The organism is Microcoleus harperi Pol14_C6 (assembly GCF_036701295.1).
GTDB lineage: Bacteria > Cyanobacteriota > Cyanobacteriia > Cyanobacteriales > Microcoleaceae > Microcoleus.
Genome location: NZ_JAUBQN010000008.1, coordinates 21,501 through 40,140 on the forward strand (window position 1 = coordinate 21,501; position 18,640 = coordinate 40,140).

An 18,640-nucleotide genomic window follows, 5' to 3' on the forward strand; every position below is an offset into this window, starting at 1 on the left:
CGAACAGTTGATTCAACTGCTCGCATCCTCTTTCTGATTGGCTAAATTAGAGTTGAAGTACAATACTCCGGTAAATCGTTTTAGCCCGAAGGATGCGATCAAAATTATCAAAGAAGGAATTGCCACAGGAGGTCAATATATGAGTTCCTATGTGCTTGGTTTTCAGGACATTGACCAAACAAAAATCATGGTTATTGGGGGTAAAGGCGCGAACCTGGGGGAACTTTCCAAGATTGAAGGAATCCGCGTACCGGATGGCTACTGTATTTCTACTGAAGCCTTTAAAAGAATCATTGGGGAAACGTCGTCGATTAACGAATTACTCGATCGGTTATCGCATCTATTGGTGCAAGACCGGGATAAAATTGGTGAACTTAGCGGTGAGATTCGCAGAGTCATCGAACGGATAGCCATTCCTCAAGACATTAATGAAGAGATCGCCAGCCTCCTCTCCAGATTTGATGAAAAAAATGCCTATGCAGTACGATCCAGCGCAACAGCAGAGGATTTACCGACGGCCTCTTTTGCAGGCCAGCAGGATACGTATTTAAACATTATTGGAAAGGAGGCAATTCTCAAGCATATCAGCAAGTGCTGGGCATCGCTATTTACTGAGAGAGCAATAACTTACCGTCTTCAAAACGGCTTTGACCACCGTAAAGTCCACCTGTCTGTGGTTGTTCAGAAGATGGTCTTTCCGCAGGTGGCAGGAATTTTGTTTACTGCAGATCCCGTCACTTCTAATCGGAAAGTGTTATCCATTGATGCCAGCTTCGGACTTGGTGAAGCCTTGGTCTCCGGCCTGGTGAATGCTGATATCTATAAAGTGCGTAACGGCAAGGTGATCGATAAGAAGATATCCACCAAGAAGCTGGCTATTTATGCCTTAAAAGATGGCGGTACGAAAGCACAGGAGATTGAACCTGAGCGGCAGAATAGGCAAGCGCTGACAGACGAGCAGATTTTGCAGCTTGAGCGCATAGGCAGAAAGATCGAAGAACATTTCGGCTGCCCCCAGGATATCGAGTGGTGCTTGGTTGATGATACGTTTTACATTGTCCAGAGTCGTCCGATCACTACTTTATTCCCGATTCCTGAAACGAACGATCGAGAAAATCACGTGTTTGTTTCTGTTGGTCACAACCAAATGATGACTGATGCCATGAAACCATTGGGATTGTCTTTTTTCCTGTTAATGACCCATGCACCCATGCACACGGCTGGTGGAAGGTTGTTTGTTGATGTTACAGCGACGCTGGCTTCACCTGTCGGCAGAGAAACTATATTAAACGTCACGTTAGGAAAATCCGATCCGCTCATGAAAGACGCACTGACAACCATCATAGAGCGAGGAGATTTTATAAAATCGTTACCTGATGATCAAAGTCCCGGCAAAAGCAGTAAAGGTCGATCGCCTGCGGATTTTCAAATCCTAAACGACTACGATCGGGCGATTGTTGCTGATTTGATTCAACAGAGTCAAACCTCGATCGAAGCGTTAAAACAAACCATCCAAACGAAATCAGGATCGGATCTGTTTGATTTTATCCTGGAAGATATCCAGCAATTAAAGCAGACTAATTCTGATTCACAGAGTTTTGGTGTGTTTATGACTGCTATGAATGCTTCCTCCTGGATCAATGAAAAAATGAAGGAGTGGTTAGGCGAAAAAAACGCAGCGGATACGCTTTCTCAATCAGCACCCAACAATATTACTTCGGAAATGGGTCTGGCACTATTGGATGTTGCGGATGCGATTCGTCCTTACCCGGAAGTCATTGAGTATTTGCAACAGGTAAAAGAGGATAATTTTCTAGGTGAATTGGTGAAGCTTGAGGGTGGACAGGAAGCCCAGAACGCGATCGCTACTTTTCTTCACAAATACGGAATGCGATGTGCTGGAGAAATCGATATTACGAGAACTCGTTGGAGCGAAAAACCAACCACACTTGTTCCGATGATTCTCAGTAACATCAAAAACTTAGAGCCTGGTGAACGCGATCGCAAATTTGAGCAAGGGCAACGGTCAGCTTTAAAGAAAGAACAAGAGTTGTTGGAACGATTGCAGCAACTACCGGATGGCGAACAAAAGGTGAATGAAACAAAACGAATGATCCGCCTGCTCCGGAATTTCATCGGCTATCGTGAATATCCCAAATACGGCATCGTGAGTCACTACTTCGTTTATAAGCAGGCATTACTTAAAGAAGTCGAACAACTCGTACAAGCAGCCGTTATTCAGGAAAAAGAAGATGCCTACTATCTCACGTTTGAAGAACTTCGCGAAGTTGTACGCACAAATCAACTGGATTATCAGATCGTCAGCCGCCGAAAAGACGAGTACAAGCTCTATGAAAAACTCACTCCGCCGCGTGTGATCACGTCTGATGGTGACATCATTGCAGGTGAGTACAAACGCGAAAATCTCCCAGCTGCAGCTATTGTAGGTCTAGCTGTTTCTTCCGGAGTTATAGAGGGACGAGCACGTGTCATCCTAAACATGGAAGACGCCGATTTAGAAGATGGAGATATATTAGTCACCTCGTTTACTGACCCTAGCTGGACACCATTATTTGTATCCATAAAAGGTCTAGTCACCGAAGTTGGTGGACTGATGACCCATGGAGCAGTTATCGCACGTGAATATGGTTTACCAGCCGTTGTCGGAGTAGAAAATGCGACGAAACTGATCGAAGATGGGCAGCGAATTCGTGTACATGGAACAGAAGGGTATGTAGAAATCCTTTGACACTCGCCACCCGGTCGGTACGGGGATTCTTAAGACATTTCTGTCAAAATATCCCGTTTTGCGTGGGTTCCCAGGCTGACTGCGTTTGCACTAAGAAGTGCGCAGTCATATCTTTTGCATAATCCCAAACTATTAGGTCGATCGTTGCTTTCATTCCCACATCAAAGGACGTGAAGCGAATTTGGGAAAAGATCGCTCAAACGGTTCGGCAACTCGGGCGACAAGTTTTCATCAAAAAGTAATTTCATGCGGATAATGGATGGGTCATAAACCGACGCTCGCGGTCAGCAGCATAAGGAATGCAGGCTTTTAAATCTTCTCGCGTCAGATCGGGGAAATCGCTCTTGAGTTTCTGCTTAGGTCATCTCGGAAGCCAGGTACTCAAGCACTTCATAAACCGTAATTCGCAAGCCGCATACACAAGGCTTACCAACACGTTTATTTGCTTCATCGTGATGTGGTTTCGGTAGTTGATAGTTGGAATTATCGTCATTGTGTTCTCGACCTTTGCAAAATCTTAGGCTATGGCTGCGGATCTGGCAAGGTTGTCAATCTTGTTTTTAATCTGCTTCTGAGCACATCAGGATTAAGAGAGGGAAACTGCCAACAGATAAAGTTTTATTCTTCTACCCGATAGCCCAATTCCGCCAAACGAGTGCGCGACTGTCGCCATTTCGGCTGCACCTTGACAAATAACTCCAAATACACCTTGCCTTCAATTAACTTTTGAATCTGTTCGCGGGCCGCACTGCCGATCGACTTGAGCATACTGCCGCTTTTACCGATTAAAATGCCTTTTTGGGAATCTCGTTCGACGTGAATTGTCGCCAGAATGCGGGTAATTTTTGCTTCTTCTTGAACGATGTCGATCGCAATTGCTACGGAATGCGGCACTTCTTCCCGCGTCAGCAACAAAATCTGTTCCCGAATCAATTCGCCCATAATAAAGCGTTCCGGCTGGTCAGTCACCAAATCTGGCGGATAATAATAAGGCCCAACCTCCAAATGTTCGATTAACAATTGTTGCAGCGGCTCGACACCCTCGCCCGTGAGAGCGGAAAATTTCACTACAGGCCACTCAGGATTGACAATTTGCTCGTAAGTTCGATCGATCAACACGGAATCATCCGGTTGTTCGTCCAACTTATTCATCCCCAAAATCACCGGAACTTTGCAATTGCTGAGAATTTCGACAATATATCGATCGCCCCCTCCCGATTCCACCGAACCATCCACCACAAACAGCACCACATCCACCGACTGAATCGCGGTGCGGGCATTCTGCACCAAAACCTTGCCCAATTGGTGGTGCGGCTTGTGAATTCCGGGAGTATCTACAAAAATAATTTGTGCTTCCGGTGTCGTTAGGATGCCCCGCAGCCTGTTACGTGTCGTCTGAGACACCGGCGAAGTAATCGCAATTTTTTGCCCCACCAACTGATTCATCAGCGTTGATTTTCCGACATTCGGACGTCCGACAATACCCACAAAGCCCGATTTGTAACCCGCCGGAGCTGCGGGAACACCCATAATGTCCGATACGTCGATAAATTTACTATCTTCCACCAAAATCACCTATTTTCAAGCCCCTTCTCTGTCTATTGTCGCCTGAAAATACTCAAACGCCCATCGATGCACTGTAGCATCTTTCTCGCCCTGGTATAGCGCGCAACAGTCAAACCTCGATCGAGCCGCAAACCAGTGTTAAAAAGTGATACGCGATCGGCAAAACTTGATATCTGAGACAAAATTTGATAAAGTTCCAGTGACATCGCTCAAAAATGAATCATTCTGGTAAAACCGACTCCCCAAAGCTGTAACAACTTCAGATGTGTAAATGTCTAACTCAACTGAAACTTTTCTACAGTTTGTCAGGCAAACCAGTTTTAACATTTTTGAAGATGTTTGGTAATAAATTAGGTAAGTTGAACTCAAACTCAAAAGCTCAATATCATCAGGCGCTTTCTCAATAAAAGCTAGTGTCTTTTGAGCATACCTAAATTAGTGCTAATTGTCATAAAGTTGAGGAGATGAATCAGATGAAATCGAAATTATTTTGGAGTTGCTGCACCGTTTTGGTAGCAAGCTTACCTGTTTCCGCCTTGGCTCAAACAAGCCCTCCCACCAGCCCTCAAGCAGGTATTGACTACAAGGGTGGCTCGAAGAAATACCAGTTGGTACCGGGCAAAATCCAGGACAGAACCTTGCCCAGAGCCTTTGACTTTCCAATTATTACCAATGTTGGTACTGACACTAGCATCACCTCGGATTTCCTAATTACCGATCAGTTTCGCGCGCCAGCGGGTCGTACAGAATACACCGGAGCTCTCACCGCCTGGGCAGCATCAATCAGAGAATGTCTCGCCAAACAACCACTCTTGATTCGAGCCAGCACTAAGAACCCGATTCAGATTAATGGTAGAGTAGGCACGATTGTCAGAAACGCAAATAACCGTGCAGTTTGCAAATAAGCCAGCAATATCAAGGCCGCTAAATTGGCCGTAATTGCTGTAAGGGCGGGTTCACCAATATCTCCCATGCAAGCATCGATACAGTAAACCCGTCACCGCAGCGATATTGGGGTCAATCGAGGCCAGTTGATATAACTTCCGCTATCTTAAAGATAAAAACTAGAGAGTGTTTTTGAACAAAAAGAGCAATAGAAAGCCTATTGCTCTTTTTGTTGGCGAAATTTCAATTAATATCTATTAGGACTTCTATGATATCGGCTGAAACGAGCTCATATAAGAGGTTTGTAGTGAGGAATGCAAGTCCTTATCAAAGTTTAAGGACTTGCATTCCTCACTGCAAACGACATAATTACGCAGAAACCAGATTTTTTCCAAAAAATCCCGTGCAACCCGATGGATATGGATTTTAACACCTGGTTTATGAAAGTTTGTCTGCGTAATTCACGATTTAGTAGCGCAAAATTCATGTGTACTCAGTAAAATTTCGCCATAATCAGGAATCCAAGCTAGCCACTGTTCTTCCGAACATTCACACAACAGCCACGCTTCGTCAAAGCTGAATGCGGTTGGCGGATTGAACAATTTAACCCACATAGAAGGAGCCAATTTTGGTGCAGGTACGGCGCAGCCAAATTTTTCCCAGTCGCGGACACTGGCGAAGCTTCCGGGCGTTGATTGGGATTGCCAAGTACGAATATCTGTTTGCAGTTGCATAATTACTCCTGTCTAGCTAAGAGTCTGCACCAGGGCCGGGTTGAAACAACGCAGAGCGAAGGCGCAGATAAACTTTGATTATGTAGTCTATGTTACGGAATTATCTATGCGAATGTGTAAGGTTGTAGCAAAAATTTACAATCGAGAGGAAAAAACTGGCTCAAAGCTGAAAAGGTCGCTCACTATTGTTCAGCTCGGCAAAAATCGCCTACCATAGCAAACAACATCTGATTTATTTCACCAATTCCGACATGAACCAAACTGCCAAATCCCAGTGGAAAACTCTAGACCGCTTTGTAGAAATCAACTCTCATTGGGTAAAACTAATCGCCGAACATCTCGAAACAACCGAAGGAAAAACAGTAGAATATTGGCGAGTAGAAAGAGCTGATTCAGTTGTAATCTTGACCATTCAAGCTGACAAATTGCTGTTTCCGCCACCGATGTATCGCCCCGGCGTGGCAGAAGCAACCCTGGATTTTCCCGGCGGTCGCGTAGAAGCGGAAGCCACACCAGCAGCGGAAGTTCCAGCTATACTCAAAAAAGAGCTAGGCGTGACAGCAAGTGCGATCGCCCGCATCGAACCGATCAACACGATTGGCTGGGCAATAAACAGTTCCTTCTCCAATCAAAAACTCTACGGTTTTGTTGCAGAATTGCACCCTACAGCAACAGTAAACCCAGAACTGATCGGTGCTGAATATCCTCTCACCCCAGACGGAATTCGCGACTTGCTCAAAAAATTAACTTGCCTCCAATGTCGAGCCTTACTGCTAGAATGGCAAAATCAAGTTGATGGTAGACTTTAGATTTGAGAGGAGGAATTGTTTTCCTATCCTCGCCACTTTTAAGTTGCTGAAAACCAAAATCACCCAGACTAATCATGCCTCTCAATAATGAAGTTGCTGTCGAATGCCTCGACGTGACATATCGCCTCAACCGCCGGCATTTAGTAGACAAACTCAATTTCAAAGTGCTGCAAGGAGAAGTTTTAGTATTGCTGGGACGCAGCGGGAGTGGCAAAACTACTACCATGAAATTGATTAACAATTTACTAACGCCAAGCAGCGGCGAAGTTCTTGTCATGGGAAAACCGACAACTCAGTGGAACCCAATTCAACTACGCCGAAAAATTGGCTATGTGATTCAAGAAATTGGTTTGTTTCCCCATTTTACCGTCGAGCAAAACGTCGGTTTAGTGCCAAAATTAGAAGGTTGGGAGGGCGATCGCATTCAATCTCGCGTCCGCAAACTGTTAGAATTAGTCAACCTCGACCCCCAGCACTTCGCCAAACGCTATCCCTATCAGTTATCCGGCGGACAGCGGCAGCGGGTAGGCGTCGCTAGAGCACTGGCGGCTGACCCTCCGATATTGTTAATGGATGAACCGTTTGGTGCTTTAGACCCGATTACTCGTCTGGAATTGCAGCGAGAATTCGGTCAATTGCAGCAGCAACTCGGCAAGACTGTGATTTTTGTGACTCACGGAATTCAAGAAGCTTTTTTGTTAGCTTCTAGAATAGGTTTGATGCAAGATGGACGGTTGATTGAATTGGCATCCCCCGATGATTTTCTGAAATCTCACCATCCAGAAGCTCGTGCATTTCTTGAATGTTTGCAATTACCCGGAACTGGGTAATAATATGATGTGCGATCGCATCATTCGTTTATGGCTATAGGTCGGTTTTTGAAGCTGATGGCGGGAAATTAAAGATATTGGTGAACCGACTCCTACGAGATATTCTATTATAGTAAAATTTACGATTCTGCATTCCTAATTACTAATTTCCACATGATGCAATTTATCAATCGGTATGGCGCTGAGATAATTAAGCGCGCGAGCGAGCACTTATATTTAGTAACTGTGGCAATTTTTATCGCTATTATTGTAGGGATTCCCCTCGGGATTTTAGTCACCAGAAAACCAAAACTGAAAAAGCCGATTTTGGGATTTGCTAATATTATGCAAACAATTCCCAGTTTAGCTTTGTTTGGCTTGCTAATCCCGGTGCCAGTATTGGGGGGAATAGGCGATCGCACGGCAATTATGGCCCTCACTCTGTATTCTTTACTGCCAATTATCCGCAATACTTATACTGGTATTGTCGGCGTCGATCCAGCGATTACCGAAGCAGGAAGAGGCATGGGGATGACTGATATGCAACTGTTATGGCAAGTGGAAATTCCCCTGGCACTGGGGGTGATTCTCGCGGGCGTGCGAGTTGCCGCAGTAATTGCGATCGGACTTGCTACAATCGCCGCTGCAATTGGCGCGGGTGGCTTGGGGGTGTTTATTTTTCGTGGCGTTGCTACCGTCAACAATCAGTTACTTTTGGCTGGGGCAATTCCGGCGGCTTTAATGGCCTTAGCTGCAGATTTCGGGCTGGGTTTGGTAGAAGCGCGCCTCTCGAAAAGTACCTTAAAAACTATTAATGAGGACTAAAATCCTGGCTACCTTCCGTCAGCGTTGTCACTCTCTGCGAACCAGAAGCATTCGCAGGATTCGCTATCAGATTGCGGATTTCATTTGAGCGTTCAATGTACTCGCGATCGCTCAAAACAGCTTGGCTCCCCTCCAGCAAAATAGGATCTGCCAAATCGATCCAAGAACGACAACCGCCGTATTCAGGAATGTAGGGAATTTCGCGGCTTTCTGCAAGGCGATAAGCCCGCAGCAATAAAATATAAATTGGCTGAGTTTGTTTCCATTTCAGGCGATCGCTGACAAAACTTTCATTCCAAATATGGTACGGAAAAAGCGCAGTAATTGCCGGTTCCCAAGCTACCAAAAAAACATCAGTAATCTCCGCCCAACTGCCAATTTTAATAACTTCAGGATGCCAACCAGATTCGACAGTATTGACTTGATGTGCAAACTCCGGCTTTAATAAACCCGGCTGTTGGTGTTCAAAAGTTGGATACAGCAAAACCTGTTTGTCAGTGACATTGAACTGTCCTGCTTGCTCGCGAATTCCCCCCTTCCGCAACAGCACAATCGTTTGACCTTGTTCCAAAGCATTAACTGCTACATTCCATTCTTTCAGCGCCCTAGTAGTTGATTTCATAAAAATTTAGTTGAGTTTTAACCAAAATAACAAAAATCCGTACTTTCAAGCAAGTACAGCCATTTCTTCCTGTTAAAATAAGGTAGTGCTGACTATGCAAGACTACCTTATTTTGATAAAGACAATAATTCGTTGGACTACATATAGTGAGCTAACTACTTTTCTCTTTCTTACTCTAACCGATAAAATAATCGTCTCTTTTGGGTCCAAGCTATACTATACTATCACACCCGGTAGATTCAGCAGTTTTGTGGTTAATTTTTTCAGGAGTTTACTTAAATACTTAATAAAGTTTAAAGATTCTCGCATATTAAGTACCAAACAAGCATATTGAGATTTGTTAAAATTTAAATGTTATTCAAAAAGCTTAGATTATACTTTTTAAAAGTGCATAGAAAATAGTTTTTTAATTCGGTTCTGTCATAAATATCAGTATCTTTACTAAAATACCACCTGCTGTTCAATTTTTTATTAGTGAAATTACGCACATGAGTATTACTCTTTTCGGTTACAACCTCAGTGAAGCCATTTACGAAAGTGTCAATACTATTATTTATCGCGGCACCAAAGATATTGATCGAACCTCAGCAATTATCAAAACCTTCAAAGCCGAGCATCCGACAATCGAAGAAATTTCCCGCTTAAGACACGAACATAAAATCCTCAGACATTTAGACAGTGAAGGAATCGTTAAGCCCATAGCGTTAGAAAACTATCATAACGGTTTAGCGCTGATAGTAGAAAATTTTAGCGGTCAATCTTTGAAAGATTTTCTTAATAATCAACCATTGGCTATAAACGCATTTATAAATATCGGAATTCTGTTAGCAACAACTCTTGGAGATATCCATCAAAGTAAGGTTATCCATAAAGACATTAAACCCCAAAATATATTAATCGAGCCAGAGACAAAAGAAGTAAAAATTATTGACTTTAGCATTGCTTCTCTTTTAGAGCGAGAAAATCAAACGATCACAAATCCCAACTTATTAGAAGGAACTCTTGCTTATATGTCGCCGGAACAAACCGGCAGAATGAACCGCTCAGTTGACTACCGCACCGACTTTTACTCCCTCGGTATTACATTTTATGAAATGCTGACGGGTAAGCTACCTTTTTACGCAAAAGACCCCCTGGAATTCGTTCATTGCCATATAGCTAAAGCACCTATACCACCTCAAAAGCTGAATCCCAAAATCCCGGATGCAGTTTCTGAAATTGTAATGAAATTATTATCTAAAACCGCTGAAGATAGATATCAAAGTGCTTTCGGATTAAAAGCTGATCTAGAAACCTGCCAGGAGATGCTTTCTTCAGGAGAGATTTCCAACTTTATTATAGGTCAACTAGATTCCTACAGCCAATTTCTGATTCCGCAAAAACTCTATGGACGGGAAATAGAAGTTGCTAGTTTGTTAGAAGCCTTCGCTCGCGTCAGTGGTGGGACAACGGAAATGATGCTAGTTTCCGGTTATTCAGGTATCGGCAAATCTTCCTTAGTTAACGAAGTTGATAAACCAATAGTGGCAGCGAGAGGGTATTTTATTGGCGGTAAATTTGACCAATTTAAACGCAATATTCCTTATGCTGCTCTAATTCAAGCATTTCAAGGATTGATGCGGCAACTGCTTACGGAAAATTCGGCTCAAATAGCAAGTTGGAAAGCTAAAATTCTCGAAGCACTTGGTGGCAATGGGTCAATTATTATTGAGGTTATTCCCGAAGTAGAAAAGATTATTGATCCACAGCCTGCGGTTCCGACTTTGGGACCCACTGAATCTCAAAACCGATTTAATCGAGTGTTTCAAAAATTTATACAGGTGTTTAGTAAAGCCGAACACCCCTTAGTGATATTTTTGGATGACTTGCAGTGGGCAGATTCAGCTTCGCTTAAGCTTATCCAGCTAATAATGACCGATCCAGATAGTAAATATCTGCTATTAATTGGGGCTTATCGGGATAATGAAGTCAGTGCCACTCATCCCTTAATTTATACTTTAGAGCAAATTCAAAATACCAGGGCGATAGTAAATAATATTATCCTCCAACCTTTGGATATATCTCATGTCAACCAATTAGTGAGCGAAACCCTTCGCAGTCAAATTTCCCAAGTTTTGACTCTGGCTGAGTTAGTTTTTCAAAAAACCCAGGGGAATCCCTTCTTCTTAACTCAACTGCTCAAATCCCTTTATCAAGACAAACTCCTATCCTTTGATTTCAATCAAGTTTGCTGGCAGTGGGATATCCAACTGCTTCAAGGCATTGATATCAGCGATAATGTAGTCGAATTGATGGTTAGCCAAATTCAAAAGCTGTCGTCCCAGACGCCGAATGTCTTAAAATTAGCGGCCTGTATAGGAGATATATTCAGTTTAGAAGTTTTGGCAATTGCTAATAAAAAATCTCAGTCAGAGACGGCAAGAGATTTATGGGAAGCGCTACAAGCTGGTTTTGTTATCCCGCTAAATAATTCCTACAAAATCCCCCTGCTCTTTGACTCGGAAATATCTACAGAAAAGTCAACCGAGCAGTTTGATGTCATTTATAAGTTTTTGCACGATCGAGTGCAACAGGCGTCTTATTCTCTGATACCCGACGATCAGAAAAAAGAAACTCACCTAAAAATTGGTCAACTACTGCTGCATTCGACAACGCCTGAAGAACGAAAAGAAAATATTTTTGGACTGGTTAACCAACTAAATTACGGCACCGATTTAATCACTTTGGAGTTGGAAAGATATGAGTTGGCACAACTCAATCTGATCGCCGGACAGAAAGCCAAATCTGCCACAGCTTATGAGTCGGCTGTCAAATATTTGAATGTGGGTTTAGGACTTCTCCCTCATGATAGCTGGGAGAGTCAATATGAGCTGACGTTTAACCTCCATCTGGAAGCAGCAGAAACTGAATATATAAACACTAACTTTGAGCGCTCGCAACAGCTTTGTGAGACGATCCTGAAACAAGCCAAAACCCTTCTGGAAAAAGCTAAGGTCTACGAACTGAGAATTCAATTAGAGATGTCTCAAAATAGGATTCAATTAGCTATAGATAATGGGATCGCCTTTCTAGAAATGTTGGGAGTTCGCCTAGAGGAAGAACCTCCTCAAGAACTAATCTTTGAGGATTTAGCTAACTTGCTGCCAATGAAAGCTCCCGATCAACTCGCAGCTATGCGAATATTAACTCTTATTATAACACCCGCTTTTATTGTAAACCCTGCGATGTTTCCGCCAATTGTTTATACAAAAATAGCCTTGTCTATTAAGTATGGAAATTCGCCTGAATCGGCTTTTGCTTATCTTTGGTATGGAGTGTTACTATGTGGAGGATTAGGAGACATAGATTCGGGATATCAATTTGGTAAACTAGCTATTTTGCTCTTAGACAGGTTTAACACAATCACCCTTAAATCGAAAATATTTTGTGTATTTAATTCTCTGATACGAATTTGGAAAGAGCCGCTTAATACTACCCTCGGATCTTTGGTTGAGGCTGTTCAAAGTGGTCTAGAAAATGGAGATCTAGAGTTTGCTTGTCATAGTACAGTCAATTATTGCAATTTGTTATTTTTTAGCGGCAGAGAACTACAGAAAGTTGAGCAGGAGCAGGCTAAATATGTTTCTCTAACAATTAAACTTAAACAAGAATTTGATACTTTATTTGTTAAAGCTTACCAGCAAGTAGTTGACAATTTACTAGACAAAAACTCAGATAAATACCGTTTACTAGGTGAAACTTTTAATGAAGAAGAACAACTGCCAGGAATGGAAGCCTCTAACAATGGGACTTTACTCTATGCTTACTATGTCGGCAAAATGATCCTCTCTTATCTATTTAAAGAACCCGATAAAACAGTGTCGAGTGCCCATTTAGCATTAAAATATGCCGACACAGGGGCAGGATTAATGCACATGAGTATCTACAAGTTCTACCATTCTCTTGCCCTCCTAGCACTGTATCCAAAAGCCTCGCCAAAAGAGAAAGAAAAATATCTAAGTGCAGTAGCAGCAAACCAAGAAACAATGCAGACTTGGGCGTTCCATGCACCAAGTAACTTCCAGCACAAGTATGACTTAGTAGAAGCAGAAAAAGCGCGGATTTTGGGACAACCTTTAGAAGCGAGCGATTATTACGATCGCGCTATAGCCGGAGCCAAAGAACAGGGATATATCCAAGAAGAAGCATTAGCCAACGAATTAGCAGGAGACTTTTATTTTTCCCGTTCTAAAGATAAAATTGCTCGCATTTATTTAACCGATGCTCGCTACGCATATATTCGCTGGGGAGCTAAAGCTATAGTCAAAGATTTGGAAGCCAGATATCCTCAAATATTTTCCCGGATAGCCAAGCCCGAAAGTCAAGGCGGCCCGGTCACGATGACCGCTAGCTCGACGAGTGGAGGAAGTGCAGGATCTCTAGATTTAGCTACTGTGATCAAAGCATCCCAAGCTCTTTCTGGTGAAATTGTACTGAGTAAGCTGTTGGCAAAATTGATGAAAATTGCGATCGAGAATGCGGGCGCTCAAAGTGGCATTTTTATTTTAGAAAAAGCGGGAAGTTTATTAATAGAAGCCTATGGAACCGTAGATAGCGATGTAGAAGTGCTGCAAACAATACCCGTGGAGAACAGTCAGCAACTACCCATATCTTTGATTAACTATGTTGCCAGAACTCAGGAAAATGTTGTATTAAACGATGCGAATTGTGAGGGAACCTTCACGGCGGATACTTATATCGTCAACCACAAACCCAAGTCAGTATTATGTACTCCCATCGTCCATCAAGGAAAACTTACTGGAATTCTGTATTTAGAAAATAATCTCACAACTGGTGCTTTTACTCCCGACCGTTTAGAAGTTTTACAAGTTTTATCTTCTCAAGCAGCTATTTCGATTGAAAATGCCCGTCTTTATAACGATTTGGCAGCAGCCAACGCTACTTTAGAAGCGAAGGTGGTAGAAAGAACGCAACAGTTACAAGAAAAAAATATCCATTTACAAAAAGCAGAAGAATTAGCGAAAGCCGCCAACTCTGCCAAGAGTGAGTTTCTTGCTAATATGAGCCACGAACTCCGAACGCCACTTAATGGCATTTTAGGTTACACGCAAATCCTCAAACGACAAAAAAACTTGGTTGACCAGCAAAAAGATGGTCTGAACGTCATTAGTCAGTGTGGCGATCACCTCTTAACCCTGATTAACGATATTTTAGATCTGTCCAAAATCGAAGCCCGAAAAATGGAAATCCACTTGAGTAATTTCCATTTCTCACAATTTTTGGAAGGCATCGCTGAAATTTGTAATATTCGGGCCGAACAAAAAGGAATCTCCCTGATTTACGAGCCCATTACCCAACTACCTATTGGCGTCCAGGGTGATGAAAAACGATTGCGGCAAGTTTTAATCAACTTACTCGGCAATGCGATTAAGTTTACCGAAAAAGGTGGGGTGGTATTCAAAGTAGGATATCAGGAGGGCAAAATCCGCTTTCAAGTGGAAGATACCGGAGTGGGTATGGCACCAGAGCAATTGCAAGACATATTTTTGCCTTTTCATCAAGTAGGAGATACTCACTACAAGGTTGAAGGAACCGGGTTGGGACTGGCAATTAGCCGCCAATTAGTCCAGATGATGGGCGGTGAAATAAAGGTGAATAGTACATTAGGACAAGGGAGCGTTTTTTGGTTCGATTTAGATTTACCAGAGGTATCGGAATGGGCGACTAATGCAGCCAAAGCCAATGCCCACACAATCGTTGGTTTCAAAGGCCGAAAGCGAAAAATTCTCATAGCTGATGACAAGTGGCAGAATCGCTCGATCATAGCGGGAATGCTTCAGCCGTTAGGATTTGAAATTCTGGAAGCAACGGAGGGTCAGGACTGTTTAAACAAGGTGGTCGAGTTTAAACCCGACTGTATTTTAATGGACTTGATGATGCCCGTAATGAGCGGCTTAGAAGCAACGCGCCGGATTCGCAAATCACTAGATCAGGCTAAGTTAGTGGTGATTGCTACTTCTGCCAGCGTTTTTGATTTTGATCGACAACAAAGTGTCGAGGTAGGTTGCAATGATTTTATTCCGAAACCCATACGAATCGAGGAGCTTTTAGAAAAATTACGTACTCATTTAGGGTTAGAATGGATTTATGAAGAAAATCTGGAAGAGATTAGAAAAGCAGAAGGAGAAAAAAAATCTCTAAGTTCTGAAATCTTGGCTCCACCCGATGAGGTAATCGCCGTTTTATTCAATTTAGCGATGATGGGCGATCTTCGAGCCATTGGGGAGGAAGCTAAAAAGTTAGAAGAACTCAATGAGCAATGGGGGCCCTTTGCTACGCATCTACGCCAGTTAGTGAAAGGATTTGAAGAACAACAAATCTTGGAGTTTATTAAGAAATATAGGATTGCCAAATAATGAATAACGAACTTCCCGAACAAAGCACAATTTTAATCGTAGATGACACTCCGACTAATCTAGGTGTCCTGTTCGATTTTTTGGCAGATTTTGGCTTTAAGGTATTGGTAGCTAGAGATGGGCAAAGTGCTCTCCAGAAGGTAGAATATGCCCCCCCGGATCTGATCCTATTGGATGTGCTCATGCCCGGAATAGATGGGTTTGAAACTTGTCGCCGTTTGAAAGCGAATGATTTAACGAGAGACATTCCCGTGATTTTTATGACGGCTCTTGCTGATACGGTGGATAAGGTTAAAGGTTTAAGTCTGGGTGCAGTGGATTATATTACTAAGCCTCTTCAGCATGAAGAAGTTTTAGCTCGTGTTAATGTCCACATGAAGCTCCGCAAGCTGTCGAAAAAACTCCTAGAGAAAAATGTGTGCTTGCAAGCAGAAATCGAACAGCGTGTCGAAGCGGAATCCTCGCTGTTGAAGCTGGCATCGGAGTTGGAAAGGCGAGTGGAGGAAAGGACGGCTGAACTTTTGCAATCCAATCAATTGCTCAAACAGGAGATTCAAGAGCGTCTGCAAGCAGAGGCGGGATTGCAACAATCGGAAGCTCAATTGCGAAGCCAAACTAAATGTCTAGAAAAGGCTTTTCGAGAATTACAAATCACGCAGACTAAACTTGTGCAGAGCGAAAAAATGTCTTCTCTAGGTCAGCTTGTTGCAGGTGTAGCCCATGAAATCAATAATCCCGTTAATTTTATTTTTGGTAATGTTTCTTACGCTCATGATTATACCCAAAATTTGATTGCTCTAGTCAATCTTTATCACCAAGAATTCCCGGATGCAGGTCCAAAAGTTGAACAGAAAATAGACGAAATAGAACTAGATTTTTTGGTGGAAGACTTACCTAAATTGCTGAGTTCAATGAAGGTAGGTGTAGACCGAATTCGCGAAATTGTTCAGTCGCTGCGAATCTTCTCGCGATTGGATGAATCTGAGATGAAACCAGTGGATATTCACCAGGGTATTGATAGCACTCTGTTAATTTTGCATAACCGTGTTAAAGGAAGAGGCGATCGACCTGCAATTGAGGTGATCAAAGAATTCGGCAATCTGCCTTTGGTAGAGTGTTATGGGGGTCAGCTTAACCAGGTGTTTATGAATCTTGTTGCTAATGCTATTGATGCCATAGATGATTATAATGCGACGCGCTCGTTAAGTGAAATGAAAGCTAATCCTTCTCAGATTTTCATTCGCACTGAGGTCACGGAATCTAATCGAGTGTTAATTCATTTTAAGGATAACGGACCTGGTATGACAGAAGAAATTAGCCAACACCTATTTGAGCCATTTTTTACTACTAAGCCTATCGGGAAGGGTACTGGTATTGGGCTGTCAATTTCCCATCAGATTGTAGTGGATAAACACGGGGGTCAGCTCAATTGTATTTCAGCTCCTAATCAAGGGGCAATCTTTATTATTGATATTCCCATTCACCAGAAAAATTTTGCTAAAAATAATTTAATTACGATGTCTGAAACAGCTTTGGGTATTTCTTAGTTGATTTTAACTTAACAAGACTTAAACAAATTTTAAGCCCAAATAAGTCCCAAACGGGCTTGATACGCAATAAATACGTCCATCTTTTCTTGCAGCCCGTGCACAAATCTATAAAATATAGCTATTCTCAAAGCTGACCCAGCAGAGGGTAAATGTGCGTAAATTTAGGAGACGGCAATCATAATCACTCAAGACCGTAATCAGGGTTTTTCAGCTACCCGATTAAGTACAACTGAACTAAAACTTCAGAGCGGTCAAATTATTTAATTGGGAAACTAAAACGTCCAGATGTTCCGATGTTTATCGTCTATTGGGTGGAGTCTCCTGTGCGGTTTAGTCGCACAGGAGAGCTGATGACCAGAGGTTTAGTGCGGAACAACTTTATTGCTAAATTCTCACTGCAAAAGATGCTGCTAATTCCCGTTCTGGTTCCATACCAACTGTAGGCGGCATGGAACGATTTGCTACTTGCTCAATTAGTTGTAAATGTTGCGGCAGCATTTTAGCTAAACTGTAGCGTTCTAGGGCGGTTTGACGGGCTTTGATGCGAATTTCAGCCATGCGGGTAGGATGGTCTAAAACTTCATCAATGCGATCGGCTACTTGTTTCGGTGAGAAGTAATCGACTAGCAAACCGTTTTCTCCGTCGCGGATAACTTCTCTGACTGGCCCTGTGTCGGAACCGATTACTAAACATCCGGTTGATAGAGATTCAATCATGGACCAAGATAGCACAAAAGGTCTGGTCAAATAAACGTGTACGTCGGATGCTTGAATTACTTTTAAATACAGTCCGTAAGGTAGTGGCCCGACAAAGTGCACTCGCGACAAATCTAGGGGTACTTTTTTGAGCATATAGTCTTTGTAAGACTCGCCGTTGGGTAAAGAACGCCCATAACAAACTCTTTCGGAACCAACGATTACGACGTGACAGTTGGGGCGGCGTTCTTGCACATAGGCGATCGACTCAATGAATTCGGGAAAACCCCGGTAAGGTTCCATTCCCCGCGATACGTAGGTGACAATTTCATCAACGCCAGACAAGTCTAAGTTAGGCAAAACCAGTTTAGCACCGGGGTCTGGTTTGAAGTAATCGGTATCTACGCCGTCGTGGAGTGTGGATAATTTTTGTTGCAGTTCGGGCGGGAATTGCGATCGCTGCCAATAAGTGGGAGACAAACCCCAATCACAAGAATATAAATCGATCAGAATCGGTGCATTTTTGATTCTAATTCTGGCCATATCGTCAACTGTTAAAGGTTCCGCTGGGTCGAAATCAGCGTCTGAACCAATAGCATGATAAAACCACTCGAAATAGCACAAAAGCGGCGTATTGGGAAAGGCTTCTTTGACAAACAATGTCGGCCCCCAACCGGAATGTCCGCAGATAATATCGGGGACAAAACCATCTGCTTTGAGTTGTTCTGCCATTCTAAATACGGCTTGTCCGTAGATGACGGCACTTTCTAAAGGTCGGACGTATTGGTGAGTCTGCGCGTGGGGTTCGCGGCTGGGTGTAAATGCTGCTTTGCGAACGCCGGGAATGTTCCACTCTGGGCGCTCGTTTTTAGTGCCGAAAACAATTTGATTTTTGGAATCTGCGCCTAAAGCCGTGATAATGTGGCGGTATTGGGCGGGGAAGTTGGGATGGAGAAATAATGCTTTCATTGTCAGTTGT

14 protein-coding genes are annotated in these 18,640 nt (G+C 42.9%); 7 read left to right on the forward strand and 7 right to left on the reverse strand.

All coding sequences use genetic code 11. From position 1 onward, the window contains the following. Window positions 1-37: 37 nt before the first annotated feature. A complete protein-coding gene (ppsA, locus tag QUA27_RS08585; RefSeq protein WP_333067439.1) occupies window positions 38-2,749 on the forward strand; it encodes a phosphoenolpyruvate synthase in 2,712 nt (903 codons plus the stop codon). Between the two features lie 161 nt (window positions 2,750-2,910). Here the strand turns inward: ppsA and QUA27_RS27330 are convergent, their stop codons facing one another. The 4 genes from QUA27_RS27330 to QUA27_RS08600 all read right to left on the reverse strand — a co-directional run bounded on the left by QUA27_RS27330 (window position 2,911) and on the right by QUA27_RS08600 (window position 4,521). Then, complete coding sequence (locus tag QUA27_RS27330) at window positions 2,911-2,997, reverse strand: DUF5615 family PIN-like protein (RefSeq protein ID WP_445251483.1); 87 nt, start codon at window positions 2,995-2,997, stop codon at window positions 2,911-2,913. 108 nt (window positions 2,998-3,105) lie between these two features. Continuing rightward, window positions 3,106-3,159, reverse strand: a complete 54-nt coding sequence (locus QUA27_RS27335) for a hypothetical protein (protein ID WP_445251484.1) — start codon at window positions 3,157-3,159, stop codon at window positions 3,106-3,108. A gap of 208 nt (window positions 3,160-3,367) precedes the next feature. Further along, window positions 3,368-4,279 (reverse strand): GTPase Era, encoded by a 912-nt coding sequence (gene era, locus QUA27_RS08595; RefSeq protein ID WP_333067567.1) that lies wholly within the window; start codon window positions 4,277-4,279, stop codon window positions 3,368-3,370. Window positions 4,280-4,347: 68 nt separating this feature from the next. Continuing rightward, complete coding sequence (locus tag QUA27_RS08600; RefSeq protein WP_333067440.1) at window positions 4,348-4,521, reverse strand: hypothetical protein; 174 nt, start codon at window positions 4,519-4,521, stop codon at window positions 4,348-4,350. Between the two features lie 267 nt (window positions 4,522-4,788). Between QUA27_RS08600 and QUA27_RS08605 the strand changes: the two genes are divergently transcribed. Next, entirely contained in the window at window positions 4,789-5,220 is a 432-nt protein-coding gene (locus tag QUA27_RS08605; protein WP_333067441.1) for a hypothetical protein, read from the forward strand. A gap of 441 nt (window positions 5,221-5,661) precedes the next feature. Here the strand turns inward: QUA27_RS08605 and QUA27_RS08610 are convergent, their stop codons facing one another. Beyond that, window positions 5,662-5,934, reverse strand: a complete 273-nt coding sequence (locus tag QUA27_RS08610; RefSeq protein ID WP_333067442.1) for a hypothetical protein — start codon at window positions 5,932-5,934, stop codon at window positions 5,662-5,664. A gap of 251 nt (window positions 5,935-6,185) precedes the next feature. Between QUA27_RS08610 and QUA27_RS08615 the strand changes: the two genes are divergently transcribed. The 3 genes from QUA27_RS08615 to QUA27_RS08625 all read left to right on the forward strand — a co-directional run bounded on the left by QUA27_RS08615 (window position 6,186) and on the right by QUA27_RS08625 (window position 8,377). Continuing rightward, window positions 6,186-6,743, forward strand: coding sequence for an NUDIX hydrolase (locus QUA27_RS08615; RefSeq protein ID WP_333067443.1), 558 nt, complete (start codon window positions 6,186-6,188; stop codon window positions 6,741-6,743). Window positions 6,744-6,817: 74 nt separating this feature from the next. Continuing rightward, window positions 6,818-7,573 (forward strand): ATP-binding cassette domain-containing protein, encoded by a 756-nt coding sequence (locus QUA27_RS08620; RefSeq protein WP_333067444.1) that lies wholly within the window; start codon window positions 6,818-6,820, stop codon window positions 7,571-7,573. Between the two features lie 225 nt (window positions 7,574-7,798). Further along, window positions 7,799-8,377 carry an ABC transporter permease gene (locus QUA27_RS08625; RefSeq protein ID WP_333067445.1) on the forward strand — a complete coding sequence of 193 codons (579 nt, stop codon included), beginning with the start codon at window positions 7,799-7,801 and terminating at the stop codon, window positions 8,375-8,377. Here QUA27_RS08625 and QUA27_RS08630 read toward each other — a convergent pair. Beyond that, window positions 8,364-8,999 carry a DUF1802 family protein gene (locus QUA27_RS08630; RefSeq protein ID WP_333067446.1) on the reverse strand — a complete coding sequence of 212 codons (636 nt, stop codon included), beginning with the start codon at window positions 8,997-8,999 and terminating at the stop codon, window positions 8,364-8,366. The genes QUA27_RS08625 and QUA27_RS08630 overlap by 14 nt on opposite strands. A gap of 488 nt (window positions 9,000-9,487) precedes the next feature. On the opposite strand from QUA27_RS08630, the gene QUA27_RS08635 reads away from it, so the two are divergent. Both QUA27_RS08635 and QUA27_RS08640 read left to right on the forward strand, forming a co-directional pair. Beyond that, window positions 9,488-15,415 carry a hybrid sensor histidine kinase/response regulator gene (locus QUA27_RS08635; protein WP_333067447.1) on the forward strand — a complete coding sequence of 1,976 codons (5,928 nt, stop codon included), beginning with the start codon at window positions 9,488-9,490 and terminating at the stop codon, window positions 15,413-15,415. Next, window positions 15,415-16,962, forward strand: coding sequence for a hybrid sensor histidine kinase/response regulator (locus tag QUA27_RS08640; protein WP_333067448.1), 1,548 nt, complete (start codon window positions 15,415-15,417; stop codon window positions 16,960-16,962). Before QUA27_RS08635 ends, QUA27_RS08640 begins: the two co-directional genes overlap by 1 nt. Window positions 16,963-17,349: 387 nt before the next feature. Here the strand turns inward: QUA27_RS08640 and QUA27_RS08645 are convergent, their stop codons facing one another. Continuing rightward, on the reverse strand, window positions 17,350-18,630 hold the full coding sequence (locus QUA27_RS08645) for a glycosyltransferase family 4 protein (RefSeq protein WP_333067449.1): 1,281 nt from the start codon (window positions 18,628-18,630) through the stop codon (window positions 17,350-17,352). Window positions 18,631-18,640: the final 10 nt, after the last annotated feature.

Bases quoted from the DNA above. Each gene is read 5' to 3' on its own strand.
- QUA27_RS27330 (WP_445251483.1), bottom strand. From the start codon at position 2,997: ATGAAATTACTTTTTGATGAAAACTTGTCGCCCGAGTTGCCGAACCGT.
- era (WP_333067567.1), bottom strand. From the start codon at position 4,279: ATGGGTGTTCCCGCAGCTCCGGCGGGTTACAAATCGGGCTTTGTGGGT.
- QUA27_RS08600 (WP_333067440.1), bottom strand. From the start codon at position 4,521: ATGTCACTGGAACTTTATCAAATTTTGTCTCAGATATCAAGTTTTGCC.
- QUA27_RS08605 (WP_333067441.1), top strand. From the start codon at position 4,789: ATGAAATCGAAATTATTTTGGAGTTGCTGCACCGTTTTGGTAGCAAGC.
- QUA27_RS08610 (WP_333067442.1), bottom strand. From the start codon at position 5,934: ATGCAACTGCAAACAGATATTCGTACTTGGCAATCCCAATCAACGCCC.
- QUA27_RS08615 (WP_333067443.1), top strand. From the start codon at position 6,186: ATGAACCAAACTGCCAAATCCCAGTGGAAAACTCTAGACCGCTTTGTA.
- QUA27_RS08620 (WP_333067444.1), top strand. From the start codon at position 6,818: ATGCCTCTCAATAATGAAGTTGCTGTCGAATGCCTCGACGTGACATAT.
- QUA27_RS08630 (WP_333067446.1), bottom strand. From the start codon at position 8,999: ATGAAATCAACTACTAGGGCGCTGAAAGAATGGAATGTAGCAGTTAAT.
- QUA27_RS08635 (WP_333067447.1), top strand. From the start codon at position 9,488: ATGAGTATTACTCTTTTCGGTTACAACCTCAGTGAAGCCATTTACGAA.
- QUA27_RS08640 (WP_333067448.1), top strand. From the start codon at position 15,415: ATGAATAACGAACTTCCCGAACAAAGCACAATTTTAATCGTAGATGAC.
- QUA27_RS08645 (WP_333067449.1), bottom strand. From the start codon at position 18,630: ATGAAAGCATTATTTCTCCATCCCAACTTCCCCGCCCAATACCGCCAC.